The organism is Leisingera aquimarina DSM 24565 (assembly GCF_000473165.1).
Lineage (GTDB): Bacteria > Pseudomonadota > Alphaproteobacteria > Rhodobacterales > Rhodobacteraceae > Leisingera > Leisingera aquimarina.
Map to the genome: position 1 here is coordinate 2699132 of NZ_KI421504.1, position 18067 is coordinate 2717198.

The following is an 18067-nucleotide window of genomic DNA, read 5'->3' on the forward strand; positions in this document are numbered from 1 at the left end:
TTCGACCGGCGGCCGAGCGCCGCCATCGCAAAATACGCGGAGGCTTTGCGGAGGATCTCGTTCGCCTGGCGCTGCTCGCGGTTTTCCCGCTCCAGCGCCTTCATCTTGCCGGCTGCATCTGTTGGCACGCCCGCCCGCTTGCCGCTGTCGGCTTCTGCCTTCTTAACCCACTCATTCAGCGTATGCGCCGCACAGCCGGTCTTTGCGGAGATCGACATGATCGCCTGCCAACGGGAACCGTGCTGGCCGTTCGCCATTGGGCGCGAACCAATGGCGCCTCAATGGCTCACTTGTCCAGCACCAGCCGCACCGCACGCTCGCGGACCTCAGGAGAATACTTGTTTGTTGTCTTGCTCATTGTGGCTTCATCCTAACCAGGAGTTGAAGCCTCCGGCAAACCCGGGGCGGTTCACTTTGGACGTTGGCTGGACTTGAAAGTCTTGCACATTTTCCTGGTAAAAACGGCCCCTTCAGTGGGGGTGAAAAAAGTTCTTTAAAACCGCAGATTTCCTCTGGACGTCCTTTGAAGTTATTCCTATACCGCATCTCGTGTTCCGGCGTAGCTCAGCGGTAGAGCAGTTGACTGTTAATCAATTGGTCGTAGGTTCGATCCCTACCGCCGGAGCCAAATCTCCTCTAAGAGGCTGATTTCTAAGAGAAAGGCGACCCATCCGGGTCGCCTTTCTCGTTTCTGGCACTGCGAATGGCACTCCGCGTGACACTTTGTGGCACATGGGAGAGGCAATCATGCCTCGATCACGCAGAATTCCCCACCTTGAATACCGGCGCTCTGGATACGTTTGGCGTCGCAGATGGCCCAAGAGTCTTAGAGAGAACTGGGCGGATTCAGAGCCTTCTGAATCCGCTGTCGAACCGAATCTTCCGGTCTTCAAATCGAACAGATCGTCTTCTGGCTCTATAGGGGAAAACCCCTATTCGAAATGCTGCACTCAAGCGCCGTGTAAGGGAAAGTCCAGCAAATCCAGGGCCGTCTCACACAGCTCGAGTGGGGGTATTCCCTCTCTTGTCTTCTCATTGAAAACTCATGCATTTTCATAGGCACAGGAGCTGTCCATTCGACTGACGGCTCTGAGCAATCTGACATTCCATTACATCGCGAGCACCATGACACTGACTCCAGCTGTCGTCACGCACGTCTTGACGACCCTCGTCCGCTTCGAAATCGAAGCGGCTGACCGTATTCGCATCCAAGGTGATCTACGCACACCTGAAGCGGCAGAATTTGCCCTGCGCCGAGAGCGCGCATTGCAAGAAACACTTCGCCAAGCATAATCATTCACGCAACCGAACCAGAGCCTCCAATGCTCAAGCCGCTCTGAAGTCCCGTTTTATTTGACCACGGACATATTTCAGGCCTGAACGATCCCTGATTGATCGCCGCTACAGCTCTGAGACTATTTCAACAAAAAATTCGCACTCCGCTTTGGCTAAAGTTCCTTCGGGAGTTTCGCTGTGACTCGAACGGATGGTCAAAGGCAGCTTCTGGCAAGCTGCAATGCAGCACTGATCATTTTTGAAAATGTCCGGTGAGGGCCGAAAGCGCCAAGGACGCCAAACAGGCTCTCCGATATTCGACTGAACAGCAGGCTCCTCAATTGCCGGCAACTGACGTTACCGGCAACTTGCTCGACGCCTTCATCTCCTTCAGCGATAGGTTGGAGCGGATGCTGGTCACCCCGGGCAGCCGTCGCAACGTGCTGTCGACGAAGACGCTGTAATCGTCGAGGTCCCGCGCCACCACGATCAGCAGGAAATCGTCCGCTCCAGTGGTGTTGTGGCAGGCAAGGATGTTCGGCGTCGTTTGGACGATACGCTGGAACTCGGCGGTGGCCGCCTGGTCGTGCTCGGAGCAGCGCAGCTGGACGAAGGCCATAACGCCGAGGCCCAGCTTCCGGCGGTTCAGATTGGCCTGGTAGCCTTCGATGATGCCGCTTTCCTCGAGCCGTTTCAGCCTTCTCCAGCAGGGAGTTTCGCTCATCCCGATGCGTTCGGCGAGCTTGGCATTGGTCATTCGGCCGTCGTCTTGCAGCAGGGTCAGAAGCTCGGCGTTGACACCGTCGATCTCGGGCATTGGGAGGATTCCTTCTCGATGCAGGATGCATATAGGGGATACTGCCCCAAATATCGCCAAAATGAAGAGGAATAGCAAAGGTATTTCAAATGCAGTGGGGCATTCTGGTTGCCAAATCCCCCAAGCTGAAAGTCCCTGCCATGAAAGCCGTCCTTTTCGAGAAGTTCCAGGAAGCCCCCAAGCTCATGACCGTAGACGATCCGACGCCCGAGCCGCATGGCGTGGTGCTCAAGGTCGCCGCGACCGGTGTCTGCCGCAGCGACTGGCATGGCTGGATGGGCCATGACAGCGACATCGACCTGCCGCATGTGCCGGGGCATGAGCTGGCGGGCGTGGTGGAAGCCGTGGGCAAGGACGTGAAGAATTGGAAGGTGGGCGACAAGGTCACGGTGCCCTTCATCTGCGGCTGCGGCAGTTGCTCGGAATGTCACTCCGGCAACCAGCAGGTCTGCCTGCATCAGGAACAGCCGGGCTTTACCCATTGGGGATCGTTTGCGGAATACGTGCCGATCCACCAGACGGACCTGAATCTCGTGGCGCTCCCCGAGACGATGGACTACGCCACAGCCGCCAGTCTCGGGTGCCGCTTCGCCACCTCGTTCCGCGCGGTGATTGACCAGGGCCGCGTCAGCGCGGGCCAGTGGGTGGCGGTGCATGGCTGTGGCGGCGTGGGCCTCTCGGCGGTGATGATCGCGGCGGCAGCGGGGGCGAACGTGATCGGCGTCGACCTTGACCCGGCCAAGCTGGCCATGGCGAAGAACCTCGGCGCCGTGGCCTTGCTCAACGGGCGCGAGGCCGACGTGCCCGCTGCCATCCAGGAGATCACCAAGGGCGGCGCGCATGTCTCGCTCGACGCGCTGGGGCACCCCGTGACCATGACGAATTCGATCCTGTGCCTGCGGCCGCGCGGAAAGCACGTGCAGGTGGGGCTGATGCTGGGCGACCACGCGGCCCCGGCGATCCCGATGCCGAAAATCGTCGGGCAGGAGATCGAACTGCTCGGTTCGCACGGGATGCAGGCGCATCGCTACGGCGCAATGCTGGACATGGTGGCGAGCGGACGGCTCGATCCGGCGCGGCTGGTAGGCCAGCAAATCAGCCTTACGGAGGCCCCGCAGGCCCTGATGGAGATGGATAAGTTCCAGTCGGTCGGCGCCACCGTCATCACCCGGTTCTGAGCCATGGAGACCATCGCGTTCATCGGCGGCGGCAGCATGGCCTCCGCCATCCTCGGCGGGCTGATCGCCCAAGGCATGGCACCGGCGCAGATCACTCTCATCGATCCCGGCGCGGACCAGCGGGCGCACTTGCAAGCGACCTACGGTGTTCGCACCACGGACGGTGTAGCAGCGGGATGCGCCGAAGCGGACACCGTGGTCCTTGCGGTCACGCCGCAGGTCATCCCGCAGGTGGCCGAGCGGGTCGCGGGCGCGCTGAAGGGCAAGCTGTTGATCAGCATCGCGGCGGGGTGTCGATAGCCCGGCTCGAGGCGCTCTTCGGGCCCATGGCCATCGTCCGGACCATGCCGAACACCCCGGCCTTGCCGGGGCTCGGCGCGACGGGGAGCTTCGCCAATGACCGCGTTGACACGGCGCAGCGTGCCCGCGATCGGACCATCGTCGAAGCCTTTGGTCTTTGCGTCGACCTCCCGCGCGAAGACCTGCTGGATGCGGTCACAGCCGTCTCCGGCAGCGGCCCGGCCTATTATTACCTGTTGATCGAAGAGATGATCCGCGCCGGCGTCACCCTCGGCCTTACGCGCGAAGATGCCACCACGCTGACCCTGCAAACCGCGCTTGGCGCGGCCTCCATGGCCGCTCAGGGCGACGTGCCACCCGAGGAACTGCGCCGCAGGGTGACCTCGCCCAATGACACGACCCACGCCGCCATTCCCTCGATTCAGCAGGATGGCTTGGCGGACATGATCTCGCACGCGATGACCGGCTGCCGGGACCTTGCTGTCGAGCTGGGAAGGGCCGAGTGATGTTCGAGAAGGTCGAAGACTACCCCATCGACCCGATCATGATCGGCGCCGACTTGTTTGCGCAGGAACCGCGCCGGGACAAGCTGAACCTGACCGTCGGGATTTGCCAGGATGAACACGGGCGCACACCGGTTCTGGAGGCAGTGAAGCTGGCCGAACAGCGGCTGATCGAAACGCAGACCAGCAAGTCCTACTCGCCCTGACCGGAGATGCGGAGTATTGCAGCGTGTTGGGCGGTGAAATCCTGGGGGACGCCTACGACGCGGGCTGGGTGGCCGCGCAGACATCGGGCGGCGCTGTCGCGCTGCGCGTCATGGCCGACCTTCTGGCGCAGCTGCCGGAGCCGCCGACCGTCTGGCTGCAAGCCCCGACCTACGGCAATTACGTTCCGATCCTGACGGTCGCCGGTGCGCGCCATCAGGCGCTGCCCTACTATGACCCGCTGCGCAGCGAACTCACGTTTGACCAGATGCTGGACGGACTGAAGGCCGCACGCCCCGGCGATGTCTTCCTGATGCAGGGCGTCTGTCACAACCCGACGGGCGCGGACATGAGCGAAGACCAGTTCACAGCGCTTCTCGACACGCTTGAAGCCCTTGGGATTGTGCCTTGGATCGACCTGGCTTGCCTCGGCTTCGCGCAAGGTTTCGACGCGGATTGCGCCATGGCAGGCCAGATCGCAGAACGCTTTCCCGAATGCATCGTCTGCATCACCCTGTCAAAGTCCTTCGGCATTTGCCGCGGCCGCGCGGGGCGCTGTTCGTCAAGACCTGCACCAGCGACCAGGCGCGTATCACCCGAGCAGTCACGGCCATCGCCCGTTCGGGGGCTTCGCACGCTCCGGACCATGGTCCGGCGATAGTGCGGACAATCCTAAAGGATGTGGACATGAAGGCTCTCTGGTTGCGCGACCTCGACCAGATGCGCCAGCGCGTGGCGCGAATGCGCGAGCAGATCGTGGCGATAGAACAGGATATGTTCGGCACCCACCGGCTGGCATATCTCGGGCGGCAGGTCGGGATGTTCTCGCTCCTGCCGCTAAGTGTCGCGCAGGAAATTGCGCTGCCCCAGGACCACGGCATCCACGTCGTTGAAGGCGGTCGGATCAACGTCGCGCACCTCGGGGATGAAGATGTCCGGTGGTTGGTTGACGCCGTTTGCAGGATCATGTCGAGGCCCTCTCGATGAAACACGCACATGCGTTTCGCCAGCCTGTCGTCGGCTAAGTTGTCGAGGAACTTCGGCGAAGCGAATGTCATGTCTGGATAGCTCCTGCATAGCAAGACATTCAGAACAGTCAGTTGCAGAGCCCCCCGAAATTCTTATGCCGGTATCTTACCATGGCGCAGTGGCAGTGGGTTGCTATCGGTTTCAAGCAATACGCTCTTTTGCAAATTTCGCCAGACGGTAGTCAGCCAGTGGCCTGCGCCCCAAACCGCCTCGCTGGTGCAAAATGTTGCTTTCGGGCTATTGCTGGTGATTGTATTGGACTGCCAAACCCTTGCTTTGAAAGGCTCCGATGCATGGACAAGTTCAGCCTTGATGCGACCGATATCCGCATCCTCAGCGCAGTCCAGAAGCACGGCCAGCTTAGCAAAACCAAGCTGGCGGAGATCGTCAACTTGTCGCCGACCCCGTGCTGGGCCCGGCTTACGAAATTGAAGGCAGCCGGGTTCATCCGCGGCTACCACGCCGACGTTGCGCTCGACCGGGTCTGTGATTTCACGCAGGTGGTCGTGACCGTCTCTCTCACACATCACCGCAAGTCTGATTTTGACCGTTTCGAGGGCCATATCCGAAAGCTGGACGAGGTCACCGAATGCATCGCCACGGGCGGTGGCATGGATTACGTCATGAAGGTCTTTACACCAAGCCTGGCAGCATTTCAGGAGTTGATGGAAACCCTGCTGGCGGCCGAACTGGGGATTGACCGCTACATGACCTACATCGTGACGCGCCACGTCAAATCCGCCCAGCCGAATCTCTCCGGACTGGCGGCCAAGTCGGGCAAATGACGGGAGGCGCCTGAACGGTCTGCCTGCCTGCCTGACATCAGTCCGTTCGGTCTGTCCGCAGCTTGTTTTCAGTCCGCTCCCGGCCTGCCTGTGCAGCTAATCCTTCACCCAGTTCAAACAGTCCGCGGCAGATCGGGCCGCCGGTGCAAAGGGTGAAAGACATGATGCAATCAGACGGCTTCGGGTTCGGCACACAGATCCGCAAGTCCCCCTATTTCGACGCCACTGTGCGTTGGGGCGCCAAGGGGTTCTCGGTGTACAACCATATGTACATTCCGCGCGATTTCGGCGATCCGGAGCAGAACTTCTGGAACTTGGTGAACAACGCGATCCTGTGCGATGTGGCGGTCGAGCGCCAGGTGGAAATCACCGGCCCGGACGCGGCGAAGTTCGTGCAGATGCTGACCCCGCGCGACCTGTCGAAAATGGCCGTTGGCCAGTGCAAATACATCCTGATCACCAATGCCAAAGGCGGCATCCTGAACGACCCGATCCTGCTGCGGCTGGCGGAAAACCACTTCTGGTTCTCGCTGGCGGACAGCGACATCCTTTTGTGGGCGCAGGGTGTGGCGGTGCATTCCGGCATGGATGTCACCATCGGTGAACCCGACGTGTCGCCGCTGCAGCTGCAGGGGCCGAAGTCCGGCGAGATCATGCGCGCGCTGTTCGGCGTCAGCATCATGGATCTGAAATACTACTGGCTGCGCGAGGTTGATCTGGACGGTATTCCGCTGATCGTGTCGCGCACCGGCTGGTCCAGCGAACTGGGATATGAGCTGTACCTACAGGACGGGTCGCGCGGTGAGGAGCTTTGGGAAAAGATCATGGCAGCGGGGGTGCCGTTCGGGCTGAAGCCCGGCCATACTTCCTCGATCCGCCGTATCGAGGGCGGCATGCTGTCTTACCACGCTGACGCCGATATCAACACCACCCCCTATGAGCTTGGGCTGGGCCGATTAGTGAACCTCGATATGGAAGCCAGCTTCATCGGCAAGGCGGCCCTGCGGGAAATCAAGGAGCAAGGCGTCAGCCGCAAGCAGGTGGGCCTGATCATCGAAGGCGCACCGTTGACCGGGCCCAACACCACCTTCTGGCCGGTCAGCAAGGATGGCACTGCCATCGGCAAGGTCACCTCTGCCGTCTATTCGCCGCGGCTGGAGCAGAACATCGCACTGGCGATGGTCTCGGCGGACGAGGCCGTGCTGGGGGCAACGGTTGAGGTCACGGCCGGCAGCGGCCCTGCCCGTGCGACCATTGTGGAAATCCCCTTCTTCGATCCGAAGAAAACCCTGGCCGCAGCCTGAGCGCTGGCTGAGCGATAATGAGGGATACCGCCATGTCCGACCTTTCAATCCAGCTGCACTGGCAGCGTGCTGAACCTGTGCTGCAAACCGGCCAGTATTCGAACGCCCACACGGTGCAGTACAACAACAGCTATGACGTCCAAGTGGACTCCGCCCCCGACTGGGGCGGAGATCCGGGCAACACCAACCCGGAACAGGCGCTGGCCTCGGCCCTGTCCAGCTGCCACATGATGACCTTCCTGGCGCTGGCGGCCAAAGCCGACTGGCCGGTGGCCACCTACCACGATTACGCCGAGGCGCATCTGGGCAAGAACCCCAAGGGCCAGATGTCGGTGACACGCATCGACCTGCACCCGGTGGTGCGTTTCGACACCGGATTTTCCGTCAGCGAAAAAGAGCTGGAGGAGATGCAGGACCGCGCCCACCGCTATTGCTTCATCGCCAATACGCTCGCCGGCAGCGTCGAGATCAACATCCGCTGACCCCCAACAAAGGAGATCCCCCGTGCAACAGCAAGACATTTTGCTGAGCGATCTGGATGACCATGGCATCCTTCGAATGACTCTGAACGATTCCGGGCGGCGCAATGCCCTGTCTGAGGCGATGCTGGCGGCGCTGGCCCAAGCCTTTGCCGATGCCGGAGAAAATTCACAGGTGCGTGTTGTCGTCCTGGCGGCAAACGGCCCGGCCTATTGCGCCGGGCATGATCTGAAGGAGATGACCGCCGGACGCGCGGCAGGGGATGGCGGGCGGGCCTATTTTGCCAAGGTGATGGCGATGTGCTCTGCCACCATGCAGGCCATCGTGAACTGCCCCAAGCCGGTGATTGCCGAGGTCACAGGGATCGCCACCGCGGCAGGCTGCCAGCTGGTAGCCAGCTGCGATCTGGCCATTGCCGCGGACACCGCGCAGTTCAGCACACCGGGGGTGCATATCGGCCTGTTCTGCTCGACGCCGATGGTGGCTCTGTCGCGCAATGTCACCAGCAAGCATGCAATGGAAATGCTGCTGACCGGCGACATGACCCCGGCCCGGCGGGCAGAGGAGACCGGCCTGATCAACCGCGCCGTTCCGCCCGCAGGGCTGCGGGAGGCCACGATGGAGATGGCCCGCAAGATCGCCTCCAAGTCGGTGATGACATTGGCCACCGGCAAGCGCGCTTTCTATGCGCAGCGCGAGATGCCCCTGGCCGACGCCTATAACTATGCTTCCGGCGTGATGGTCGACAACATGCTCGCCCGCGATGCCGAAGAGGGCATCGGCGCCTTCCTCGAGAAACGCGGCCCCCAATGGCAGGATCACTGAAACCATGACGGAAAACCCGTACAACACCGGTCTGGGCCGCACCCCCGCGAACTATCAGCCGCTGACGCCGCTGACCTTCCTGGAACGCGCCGCCAGCGTCTTTCCGGACCACACGGCGATCGTGCATGGGTCCTTACGGCGCAGCTATGCAGAGTTTTATGCGCGGTCGCGGCGGCTTGCCTCGGCCTTGGCCAAGAACGGGATCGGACGCGGCGACACCGTGTCTGTCATGCTGCCCAATACGCCGGCCATGCTGGAATGCCACTACGGCGTGCCGATGTGCGGCGCGGTGCTGCATTCGATTAACACAAGGCTGGATGCGGTGGTGATCGCGTTCCAGCTCGACCACGCGATGTCGAAGCTGGTGATTGTCGACCGGGAGTTCATGCCGCTGATGCAGCAAGCACTGGCACTTGCCGCGGCGACGCCGGTCCTGATCCAGTACGACGACCCGGAGTATGACGGTGCGCAGGTAGATGCGGAGGCGGCCGACTACGAGGTGTTCCTGACCCGCGGCAACCCGGATTTCGCCTGGCTGATGCCGGAAGACGAATGGGACGCAATCTCGATCAACTACACCTCCGGCACCACCGGCGACCCCAAGGGCGTGGTCTCGCACCACCGTGGGGCCTATCTGCTGGCGCAAGGTAATGCGCTGACCACCTCGATGCAGAAACACGCGGTCTATCTCTGGACCCTGCCGATGTTCCACTGCAATGGCTGGTGTTTCCCCTGGACTCTTTCCGCCATCGTCGGCACCCATGTGTGTCTGCGGCAGGTGCGGGCCGAACCGATCTGGAACGCGCTCGCCGACGAAGGCGTGACCCACCTGTGCGGCGCCCCCATCGTGATGTCGTTGCTGATCTCGGTGCCGCAGGAGGCCAAGCGCGATCTCGCTCAGCCGGTGCAGTTCTTTACTGCCGCCGCGCCGCCACCCGAAAGCCTGCTGGCGGACATGAAGGCCGCCGGGTTCAATGTGACCCACCTTTACGGGCTGACGGAAACCTACGGTCCGGCAGTGGTCAATGACTGGCACGAGAGCTGGTCCGGCCTGCCGCCTGCCAAACAGGCCGCGCTGAAGGCGCGCCAGGGCGTGCGCTACCTGCCGCTGGAGCAGCTGGATGTGCTGGACCCGGAGACGATGCTGCATGTGCCGCGCGACGGCCAGACCATGGGCGAGGTGATGTTCCGCGGAAACGTCGTGATGAAAGGCTACTTCCGCAACCCCAAGGCCACCGAGGAGGCATTTGCCGGTGGCTGGTTCCACTCCGGCGACCTGGGGGTCATTCATCCCGACGGCTATATCCAGCTCAAGGATAGGTCTAAGGACATCATTATCTCGGGCGGCGAGAACATCTCCTCGATCGAGGTCGAGGAAGCGCTGTACTGCCACCCGGCGGTTGCGGTGGTAGCCGTGGTGGCAATGCCGCATGAAAAATGGGGCGAAACCCCCTGTGCCTTTGTCGAGCTGGCCAAGGGCAAGCAGGCCGATGCGGAGATCCTGCGCAGCTGGTGCCGCAGCCGTCTGGCGCCCTACAAGGTTCCAGGCAGGTTCGTCATTACGGAGATCCCCAGAACCTCGACCGGCAAGATCCAGAAATTTGCCTTGCGTGAGCAGGCAAAGGAAATCGCGTCCTAACCAGGGGAGCAGCGCTCCGCAGGCTGAAGTGCTGCTCCTGATATCCTCAAGGCAGCTGCGGGTGTTTTGCAAGTACAGCGAATGTCCGAAATGACGGAAAGCGGTGTAGCATGCGGTATGAGCATGAGCGGCAGCTAAGGGCCTATTCCGTTGAAAAAATCTGTTCTTCGGCGGCTATGATGTTGTCTGTAGATAGGGCGTGCCGTGCGCCTGTCATGCCAGGCGGGCGTTTTGGGGTGGTGGGAGGAGCTTTGCGAGCTTTCTGAGGTTCTAGGCGGTGGCTGCGAGGTGGAATTCGTCGCGCGCGCCGCATGGGCCGCGCCATCGGAGCCGTCCCAAACCGAGGATGCGTTTGAGGCGGGCGAACAGCATCTCGACCTTCTTTCTGAGCTTGCAGGAGATCGCGTATTGCGCGGTCTGGGCGATGGCGCGGGCCACGTCGCGAGAGGGCTCAAAGATCGAGCGCGTCACTTTGCGCTGCGGCTTCTTGGGGCAGCACCGCGGCTTCAGGGCAAGCGCGTCTACCGGATCTACTGCGAACTGGAGCTGAACCTGCGGATAAAGCCGCGCAAGCGCTTGAAGCGAGAGAAGCCCGACGAGCTGGCGGTGCCGGAGACCCCGAACGAGATCTGGTCTATGGATTTCATGGCGGACCGGCTGGGAGATGGGCGTCAATTCATTTGTAGTGGTTCGGATGTGATCTGACAGTTGGCCGTTTTTCCGGCGGCGTCTGTCAGGTCAAGTTCAGTTCACGAACTTTTCCTTCCAGATCTGCTTGCCCTCAATCATGGTCTGGAACGGCGTTCTGCCGCAACACATTTTGCCCTGATGAGTGCGTTGGTGGTTGTAGTGATGCAGCCATTCGCCGAGGTCCGTTTGCAGCGCACCGATGCTGTCGTAGAGCTTTTTGCGGAACGCGACCTGATAGAACTCCTGCAAAATGGTCTTGTGGAACCGCTCGCAGATGCCGTTCGCCCTACAATCGATCCACTGGATCGATTGCTTTACGGTCTCACTCTGGGGCGATTTCACCTTGGTCTTGGAGTGGTCGATGTCATTGATGGCCAGGAGGAGCCGGCAGTCGTGCTTGTCGGCCCGGCCGCAGTATTCCGTGCCCCGGTCCGTCATGATCCGCAGCACCGGCAGGTCGTGTTCATCGTGGAATGGCAGGGCGCGATCATTGAGCAGATCAGCGGCAGTGATCGGGGTTTTGGTCGTATAGAGCTTGGCATGGGCGACCTTGCAATGGGTGTCGACATAGGTCTGCTGGTAGACCTGCCCGACGCCCTTCAGCGTGCCGACATAGAACGTATCCTGTGACCCCAGATAACCGGGGTGAGCGATCTCGATCTCGCCGCAGGCTTCGTCGTCCGGTTTCTTCTTTTCCAAGGCCTGCACCTGAGCCTTGGTCAGGATGCCCCCTTCTTCGGCAACCTTGGCTTCCAGAGCTTTCAGGCGAGCCTTGAAGTTCGTCAGATCATGTCGCAGCCAGATCGACCGGACGCCGGATGGCGAGACAAAGATGCCCAGTTTGCGCAGCTCGTTGGAGCTGCGGGCTTGGCCACAGGCCGGGAAATCGGTGGCGGATTTGATGACCGCCTGTTCGGTCGCCTTGTCAACCCGATTGGCCAAGTTGGGCTTGCGCCGGGTGCGCTCAAACAGGGCTTCGACGCCCCCGTCCTCGACCACTGATTTATAGCGATAGAACGTGTCACGGCTGCAGCCCATCACCTGGCAGGCTTTGCTGACATTGCCCAGTTCCTTGGCCAGGTTCAGCAGACCGGTTTTGTGTTTGATGATCTTATCGGTAGAGTTCAGCATTGTGGTTGCCTCGTTTTGCGGTTGGGTTTGCACCACCATCAAAACGGCCAGCCATCATCTCCTTCAAGAGATGCGCCACCCCCAGTTCAGCGTGCTGAGAAGGGGGCGGTGTCAGATCACATCGAGACTAATTCACCTCATCAGCGGATAAATCGGCTTGTTTACCATGCAATGCGGGGATTTCGCGAATGATCGAGATCTGGTCGAGAACCGCCTCTTCAGAGACGGCCCCAATGGATGAATACTCCAACAAGTCAGTCCAGATGTTCTTGGCGACCAGCATCCCGGGAAGGGTGGAGTTTTTCCACTTCTTCCTTGTCTTCTCGTCAGGCTTCTGAAGCTTATCCCAATCCTCGCCGTAGCCCTGACGTTTCAATTCGATATAGACGTCAAACGCCTCATCAATCTTGATATTTTCACCTTTATTGAGCGCGGCGTTCGTCATGTCCGAGCAGTTTTTCAACAGGACCCGTTTGAAGGCACCATGGGTTTCAGTGTTCGGATTTTCGATCGAGGTGCTGCGGGGAGCCTGGCTCCCAGTTGTGTCCGAAGCGTCTACGGAGCGCCCAACGCGTGCAGAACCATCGACGTGCGGTGGTTGAGCGAAGGTCGTTTGGGCCACTAGCGAAACTGCGTCTACTTCGGGGAGTGCTGCGTATTGACCATTGGCAAAATCCTGCATGGCAAGAATGGGTTGTCCGATCCCCGCAGGAACAGAGGCAGGAGACGCAACTTTTTCGACCGCCAGCCCAATACCTTGGCTGAAATATGGGCTCGGCTCATGAAAGAACCCACGCTCGCGCCTTTCGCGCTCTTCGCTTACATTCAGTAGAACCCGCGTGGCCTCATAGGCCAACGACTTCCAGTCATCACCGTCTTCCGGCAAGTCGATGCCGAGATGTCGTGAGGCTGCTTGCAAGGGCCGCCGGGCAACCTCGTGGTTGCGCAGCTGCAATGCTTGGCGAAGTGTTTCTTGCAATGCGCGCTCTCGGCGCAGGGCAAATTCTGCCGCTTCAGGTGTGCGTAGATCACCTTGGATGCGAATACGGTCAGCCGCTTCGATTTCGAAGCGGACGAGGGTCGTCAAGACGTGCGTGACGACAGCTGGAGTCAGTGTCATGGTGCTCGCGATGTAATGGAATGTCAGATTGCTCAGAGCCGTCAGTCGAATGGACAGCTCCTGTGCCTATGAAAATGCATGAGTTTTCAATGAGAAGACAAGAGAGGGAATACCCCCACTCGAGCTGTGTGAGACGGCCCTGGATTTGCTGGACTTTCCCTTACACGGCGCTTGAGTGCAGCATTTCGAATAGGGGTTTTCCCCTATAGAGCCAGAAGACGATCTGTTCGATTTGAAGACCGGAAGATTCGGTTCGACAGCGGATTCAGAAGGCTCTGAATCCGCCCAGTTCTCTCTAAGACTCTTGGGCCATCTGCGACGCCAAACGTATCCAGAGCGCCGGTATTCAAGGTGGGGAATTCTGCGTGATCGAGGCATGATTGCCTCTCCCATGTGCCACAAAGTGTCACGCGGAGTGCCAGAAACGAGAAAGGCGACCCGGATGGGTCGCCTTTCTCTTAGAGAATCAGCCTCTTAGAGGAGATTTGGCTCCGGCGGTAGGGATCGGAGCCAATTTGCACATCTTTGATTTCAAACAATAAAACCTGATCCAAAGTCCGCCGGACACCAGTTTGTTCAAAAACCTGTGCCATGTTTTGTGCAATCGCGCAAGCTCGTAGCCCGGCCATACTTCGGAATAGAGACAACCGGTTCCGGGTGATGCAACGGGTTTTCAATGACTTCTTCGGAAGCCCCGAAGGACGATGCGCTGCGGAGCAAAGTCCTCAACACCTTCTTCCTCCTGAAAGGTCGGGATATCCCGAATACCATGCTTGGGTATCTGAACGTCGGCAGGTTGCAATTTTTTATACCGATGAAGTCTGCCCATTAGATAACCGGTGACGATAGCAACCATGGCAGGCAGACATGGCGAGATTTGTTCTTTTTCGACTTCCCATCCCGTAGCCAGCATTTCCGAGGCAAGGTTTGTGTCACCATCGGCCTCCTCAAAGCATTCAGCGATAAATATGTGAACGTCGGAGCAATACTCGGCCACGGTAGCGGCGCCGTTGTGGTGTCGCGGGCGGCGTAAAAGTCGGCCACTTTTGCCCTTTCGGATTTCGGGAGGGCTTGGGGATATTCACCATGGACTTGTATTTGAAGGTGCGTCGGGCTCACTTCCAGGATGGCTTGAGCGGGCGCCAGATAGCCCGGGATTTCGGTATCAGCCGGGACAGTGTTGCGAAGATGCTGGCCTATTCGGAGCCGCCCGGGTATCGGCGGATGGCACCGATCCGGCGGCCGAAGCTGGATCCTTTCACGGATCAAATCGACCAGTGGCTTGCCGAGGACAAGGCCCGTCCCCGCAAACAGCGTCACACAGCCAAGCGCATCTTCGAGCGGTTGCGGGATGAGTGCGGGTTTGATGGCGGCTACACGATCGTGAAGGATTACGTCCGGCTCCGGAAGCGAACCGGCCGGGAGATGTTCGTGCCGCTGAGCCATCCGCCTGGACATGCGCAGGCGGATTTTGGCGAAGCGCTGGTCGTCATCGGCGGTGTCGAGCAGAAGGCGCACTTCTTCGCCTTTGATCTTCCGCACAGTGACGCCTGCTTTGTCCGGGCCTACCCTGCGGCGATCACGGAGGCCTGGCTTGACGGGCATGTGCATGCCTTTGCGTTCTTCGGGGCGGTTCCTCAGTCGATCCTCTACGACAATGACCGGTGCCTGGTTGCCAGGATCATTCCAGACGGCACCCGGCAGCGGACACAGCGCTTCAGCGCGATGCTGTCGCACTATGTGATCAGGGATCGCTATGGCCGTCCGGGCAAAGGCAACGATAAAGGAGCCGTGGAGGGGCTGGCCGGATACGCGCGACGCAACTTCATGGTGCCGATCCCGTCCTTTCCGGACTGGGATGCGTTCAACGCCAACTTGGAAGAACAGTGTCGCAAGCGCCAAAGTGACATCCTACGCGGCCACAAAGCCAGCATTGGCGAACGGCTTCAGGCTGATCTGGCGGCGATGCTGGGTTTGCCCGGCGCGCCCTTTGAAGCCTGCAATCTGCAGAGCGGCCAGGCCACATCAACACCGGTGGTGCGCTACCGTGGCAACGATTACTCGGTGCCGGTCGCCTATGGCCACCGCGAAGTCTGGATCAAGGGCTTTGTGACCCGTGTCGTCATTGGCTGCGCCGCCGAGGTGATCGCCGATCATCCCCGTTCTTATGACACGGGTGACATGGTGTTCGATCCGCTGCATTACCTGCCGCTGATCGAGCGCAAGATCATGTCCTTCGATCAGGCCGCGCCCCTGCAGGGCTGGGAACTGCCCGAGGCCTTCGCCACGCTCCAGAGACTGCTGGAGGCCCGGCAGGGCAAGGCTGGCAAGCGGGAATATGTGCAGGTCCTGCGCCTGATGGAACGCTTCGAGATCGAGGTTCTGCATCTGGCCGTCAAAGACGCATTGAGGCTGCAAGCGATCAGCTTCGATGCGATCAAGCATCTGGTCCTGTGCCAGGTCGAACGGCGCCCCCCGAGATTGGATCTGGATGTCTATCCGTTCCTGCCCCGGACCACCATCGCCACCACGTCGGCGTCGTCCTACATGACCCTGCTGGCCGGGAGCGACGCATGACCGACGCACCCGAACTGCTGCTGGCGCATCACCTCAAGACCCTGCGCCTGCCGACCTTCCTGCGGGAACATGACAAGCTGGCCCGCATCTGCGCGGCAGAAGGCGTGGATCATGTACGCTACCTGGCCCGGCTGACCGAACTCGAGTTGATCGACCGCGAGCGGCGCATGGTCGAGCGCCGGATCAGGTCGGCAAAGTTCCCGGCCGGCAAAAGCCTCGACAGCTTGGACTTCAAAGCCATCCCGTCACTGAACAAGATGATGGTGCTGGAGCTGGCGCGCTGCGAATGGATCGAGCGCAGGGAGAACGTCATCGCGCTCGGCCCATCCGGCACCGGAAAGACCCATGTCGCACTCGGCCTGGGGCTCGCCGCCTGCCAGAAGGGCATACCCGTCGCCTTCGTCACCGCAGCCTCGCTGGTTCACGAACTGATGGAGGCCCGGGACGAGAAACGCCTCATGCGCCTCCAGCGGCAACTGGCCAAGGTCAAACTGCTGATCATTGATGAGCTGGGCTTCGTCCCTCTGAGCAAGACCGGCGCCGAGCTCTTATTCGAACTGATCTCGCAACGCTACGAGCGCGGCTCAACCCTGATCACATCGAACCTGCCCTTCGAGGAATGGACCGAGACCTTCGGCACTGAGCGCCTGACAGGGGCCCTGCTGGACTGCCTCACTCACCACGTCAACATCCTCGAGATGAACGGCGAAAGCTATCGCCTCAGCCAGAGCCGCGCACGCCTCGCCGCGGCAAACAAGTAATCTTCACAGAATTGGCCTGACGGCCAATGCGCCTTGGAACGTGCCTGCTACATGACGGCCGCACGCTCCAAGGCGCGAGCCCAGATGGCCGACTTTTGCTCCGCCAATCTGGCCGGAATTTGCTCCGCCGTTGACACCAAGTGTGCGTAAACCTGAACCGCCCCGGGTCTACCGGAGAGTAAAACACTCAAAGGATGAGCCCTATGACAAAGCAGAGATTCACCCCCGCCTATCCGGCCGAGCTTCGCGAACGCGGTGTTCGGCTTTTTCGAGAGAACCGCGGCGACTACGCCAGCGACACGGCTGCCTACAAGGCGATTGCGCCGAAGCTTGGCTGTTCGCCCGACAGTCTGCGCGTCTGGTGCCAGCAGGCCGAACGTGACGCCGGCCAGCGCGGCGGGCTGACGAGTGCCGAGAAGGATCGGATCAAGGAACTGGAGCGGGAGGTTCGTGAACTGCGCCAGGCCAACGAGATCCTGAAGAAGGCCAGCGCGTATTTCGCTGCGGCGGAGCTCGACCGCCCGTTCCGCAAATGATCGCGTTCATCGATGATCAGCGCGGTGTCCATGGTGTCGGGCCGATCTGCCGGGTTCTGGGGATCGCACCATCGACGTTCTATGCGTTCAAGGCTGTCGAGCGTGATCCCGACCTTGCATCGGATCGGGCCAGGCAGGATCGGCTGGACATGGCTGCCATCAAGCGGGCCTTCGATGGTAGTCGGGGCCGGTATGGCGCGCGCAAGGTTTGGCATCAGCTGCGGCGCGAAGGGCGCGATATTGCCCGCTGCACGATTGAACGGCTGATGAAGGTCATGGGATTACAAGGGGTTGTGCGCGGGAAGAAGGTCACCACGACCAATCCCGATACGGCCCAGCCGTGCCCGGACGACAAGGTGAACCGGGCCTTCGTTGCCGATATGCCGAACCAGCTCTGGGTTTCGGATTTCACCTATGTCTCGAGTTGGCAGGGCATGGTTTACGTGGCTTTCGTCATCGACGTCTTCGCCCGCAGGATCGTCGGCTGGCGTGTCTCGACGTCGATGACGACCGGCTTCGTTTTGGATGCATTGAACCAGGCCATCTGCCAAAGGGCGCCATCCGAGGCCGATAAGCTGATCCACCACAGTGATCGCGGCAGCCAATACCTGTCGATCCGATACACCGAGCGGCTGGCTGAGGCAGGCATCGACACCTCCGTGGGCAGCGTCGGGGATTCCTACGACAACGCCCTCGCTGAAAGCACCATCGGCCTGTTCAAGACTGAGGTCATCAAGTTCCTCGGTCCCTGGAAGTCCGTTGGCCAGGTCGAGTGGGAAACCCTGAAATGGGTCGACTGGTATAACAAAAACCGCCTGCACAGCGCCATTGGCTACGTCACGCCGCAAGAAGCAGAGGAGGCCTTCTACGAAACCTTGAACGCTGCCGAAAAAGCAGCCTAATCATTGAACCA

At 60.4% G+C, this 18067-nt stretch carries 18 protein-coding genes, 1 tRNA gene, 3 pseudogenes and 1 other annotated feature; of the genes and pseudogenes, 16 read left to right on the plus strand and 6 right to left on the minus strand.

What is annotated here, in order from left to right:
• Nucleotides 1-358 (minus strand): annotated as a pseudogene (locus tag AQUI_RS28310) (transposase); the annotation flags it as partial.
• Nucleotides 359-553: 195 nt separating this feature from the next.
• On the opposite strand from AQUI_RS28310, the gene AQUI_RS0117470 reads away from it, so the two are divergent.
• Nucleotides 554-628 (plus strand) — tRNA-Asn (locus tag AQUI_RS0117470).
• A 984-nt stretch (nucleotides 629-1612) separates the two neighbouring features.
• Here the strand turns inward: AQUI_RS0117470 and AQUI_RS0117475 are convergent.
• Nucleotides 1613-2092 carry an Lrp/AsnC family transcriptional regulator gene (locus AQUI_RS0117475; RefSeq protein ID WP_027258658.1) on the minus strand — a complete coding sequence of 160 codons (480 nt, stop codon included), beginning with the start codon at nucleotides 2090-2092 and terminating at the stop codon, nucleotides 1613-1615.
• A 140-nt stretch (nucleotides 2093-2232) separates the two neighbouring features.
• On the opposite strand from AQUI_RS0117475, the gene AQUI_RS0117480 reads away from it, so the two are divergent.
• From AQUI_RS0117480 to AQUI_RS0117520, 11 genes are all read left to right on the plus strand, one after another.
• Nucleotides 2233-3270 carry a zinc-binding dehydrogenase gene (locus tag AQUI_RS0117480; protein WP_027258659.1) on the plus strand — a complete coding sequence of 346 codons (1038 nt, stop codon included), beginning with the start codon at nucleotides 2233-2235 and terminating at the stop codon, nucleotides 3268-3270.
• Between the two features lie 3 nt (nucleotides 3271-3273).
• A complete protein-coding gene (locus AQUI_RS30865) occupies nucleotides 3274-3570 on the plus strand; it encodes a pyrroline-5-carboxylate reductase family protein (protein ID WP_156916861.1) in 297 nt (98 codons plus the stop codon).
• Between the two features lie 26 nt (nucleotides 3571-3596).
• Complete coding sequence (locus AQUI_RS30870; RefSeq protein ID WP_156916862.1) at nucleotides 3597-4076, plus strand: pyrroline-5-carboxylate reductase dimerization domain-containing protein; 480 nt, start codon at nucleotides 3597-3599, stop codon at nucleotides 4074-4076.
• Nucleotides 4076-4279: a hypothetical protein gene (locus AQUI_RS32015; protein WP_245596938.1), complete on the plus strand. Its 204-nt coding sequence runs from the start codon at nucleotides 4076-4078 to the stop codon at nucleotides 4277-4279. The genes AQUI_RS30870 and AQUI_RS32015 overlap by 1 nt, the downstream gene beginning before the upstream one ends.
• 26 nt (nucleotides 4280-4305) lie before the next feature.
• On the plus strand, nucleotides 4306-4938 hold the full coding sequence (locus AQUI_RS32285; RefSeq protein WP_281172015.1) for an aminotransferase class I/II-fold pyridoxal phosphate-dependent enzyme: 633 nt from the start codon (nucleotides 4306-4308) through the stop codon (nucleotides 4936-4938).
• Nucleotides 4890-5264, plus strand: a complete 375-nt coding sequence (locus tag AQUI_RS32290) for an aminotransferase class I/II-fold pyridoxal phosphate-dependent enzyme (protein ID WP_281172028.1) — start codon at nucleotides 4890-4892, stop codon at nucleotides 5262-5264. The genes AQUI_RS32285 and AQUI_RS32290 overlap by 49 nt, the downstream gene beginning before the upstream one ends.
• 335 nt (nucleotides 5265-5599) lie before the next feature.
• On the plus strand, nucleotides 5600-6091 hold the full coding sequence (locus AQUI_RS0117495) for an Lrp/AsnC family transcriptional regulator (protein WP_027258660.1): 492 nt from the start codon (nucleotides 5600-5602) through the stop codon (nucleotides 6089-6091).
• Between the two features lie 161 nt (nucleotides 6092-6252).
• Nucleotides 6253-7395 carry a glycine cleavage T C-terminal barrel domain-containing protein gene (locus AQUI_RS0117505; protein ID WP_027258661.1) on the plus strand — a complete coding sequence of 381 codons (1143 nt, stop codon included), beginning with the start codon at nucleotides 6253-6255 and terminating at the stop codon, nucleotides 7393-7395.
• Between the two features lie 32 nt (nucleotides 7396-7427).
• Complete coding sequence (locus AQUI_RS0117510) at nucleotides 7428-7877, plus strand: OsmC family protein (RefSeq protein ID WP_027258662.1); 450 nt, start codon at nucleotides 7428-7430, stop codon at nucleotides 7875-7877.
• A gap of 22 nt (nucleotides 7878-7899) precedes the next feature.
• Complete coding sequence (locus AQUI_RS0117515; protein ID WP_027258663.1) at nucleotides 7900-8700, plus strand: enoyl-CoA hydratase; 801 nt, start codon at nucleotides 7900-7902, stop codon at nucleotides 8698-8700.
• 4 nt (nucleotides 8701-8704) lie between these two features.
• Entirely contained in the window at nucleotides 8705-10339 is a 1635-nt protein-coding gene (locus AQUI_RS0117520) for an acyl-CoA synthetase (RefSeq protein ID WP_027258664.1), read from the plus strand.
• A 270-nt stretch (nucleotides 10340-10609) separates the two neighbouring features.
• Here the strand turns inward: AQUI_RS0117520 and AQUI_RS30150 are convergent.
• Nucleotides 10610-10852, minus strand: a pseudogene (locus AQUI_RS30150) (transposase); the annotation flags it as partial.
• On the opposite strand from AQUI_RS30150, the pseudogene AQUI_RS30875 reads away from it, so the two are divergent.
• Nucleotides 10853-11017, plus strand: a pseudogene (locus tag AQUI_RS30875) (IS3 family transposase); the annotation flags it as partial.
• Between the two features lie 66 nt (nucleotides 11018-11083).
• On the opposite strand, the gene AQUI_RS0117530 reads toward AQUI_RS30875, so the two are convergent.
• The 3 genes from AQUI_RS0117530 to AQUI_RS30880 form a co-directional block, all read right to left on the minus strand.
• A complete protein-coding gene (locus AQUI_RS0117530) occupies nucleotides 11084-12160 on the minus strand; it encodes an IS481 family transposase (RefSeq protein WP_027258666.1) in 1077 nt (358 codons plus the stop codon).
• A 127-nt stretch (nucleotides 12161-12287) separates the two neighbouring features.
• On the minus strand, nucleotides 12288-13280 hold the full coding sequence (locus tag AQUI_RS0117535) for a hypothetical protein (protein ID WP_027258667.1): 993 nt from the start codon (nucleotides 13278-13280) through the stop codon (nucleotides 12288-12290).
• Between the two features lie 673 nt (nucleotides 13281-13953).
• A complete protein-coding gene (locus tag AQUI_RS30880; protein WP_156916863.1) occupies nucleotides 13954-14277 on the minus strand; it encodes a hypothetical protein in 324 nt (107 codons plus the stop codon).
• A gap of 89 nt (nucleotides 14278-14366) precedes the next feature.
• On the opposite strand from AQUI_RS30880, the gene istA reads away from it, so the two are divergent.
• The 3 genes from istA (at nucleotide 14367) to AQUI_RS0117565 (ending at nucleotide 18056) form a co-directional block, all read left to right on the plus strand.
• Entirely contained in the window at nucleotides 14367-15857 is a 1491-nt protein-coding gene (gene istA / locus AQUI_RS0117550) for an IS21 family transposase (RefSeq protein ID WP_027258668.1), read from the plus strand.
• The gene (gene istB, locus AQUI_RS0117555; RefSeq protein WP_027258669.1) at nucleotides 15854-16618 is read left to right on the plus strand and encodes an IS21-like element helper ATPase IstB; all 765 of its coding nucleotides are present in this window, start codon (nucleotides 15854-15856) and stop codon (nucleotides 16616-16618) included. The genes istA and istB overlap by 4 nt, the downstream gene beginning before the upstream one ends.
• 203 nt (nucleotides 16619-16821) lie before the next feature.
• Nucleotides 16822-18056, plus strand: a protein-coding gene (locus AQUI_RS0117565; RefSeq protein ID WP_425411824.1) for an IS3 family transposase whose coding sequence is annotated in 2 segments (ribosomal slippage) — nucleotides 16822-17122 and nucleotides 17122-18056 — 1236 coding nt in all. Because the reading frame shifts where the segments join, the coding sequence is not laid out codon by codon here.
• Nucleotides 17109-17225, plus strand: a sequence feature (AL1L pseudoknot). Its footprint overlaps the gene before it by 117 nt.
• Nucleotides 18057-18067: the final 11 nt, after the last annotated feature.